We start from the raw sequence: 351 nt of genomic DNA on the forward strand, positions 1-351 counted from the left end.
CCACCGACCATGGGCACGACCTCCGCGAGCGTGGCGGTTATGGCAAGCAGTTTCCGCACTTCGATAGCCACGCCAACATCCCGTTGATGGTCTGGCATCCCCATTTGAAATGCCATGAGGGCAGGATAGAAGCTTTAACGTCGACAGTCGATATCTTCGCTTCGGTCCTGGAGATGGGCGGCGTTACAAGACCAGCCAGGTCACACTTGCGATCATTTGTGCCGCTTCTTGGAGGCGACACTTCAAGCGCACGGGACGCTGTCATCTATGGCACATTCGGACAAGGGGATTTGCTGCGGCGACGACCGCCGTCCCTGCCCTTGCCACGGCGACCGATCCGATGGCTGGCAT

1 protein-coding gene is annotated in these 351 nt (G+C 59.0%); it reads left to right on the forward strand.

Annotated features, from left to right (window positions below):
• Positions 1 to 351 (forward strand): sulfatase/phosphatase domain-containing protein (locus AC1DIX_RS28445; RefSeq protein ID WP_477328710.1); only part of this gene is annotated, 351 nt, incomplete at both ends.

The sequence above is a fragment of the Massilia sp. 05N420 genome (assembly GCF_056397205.1).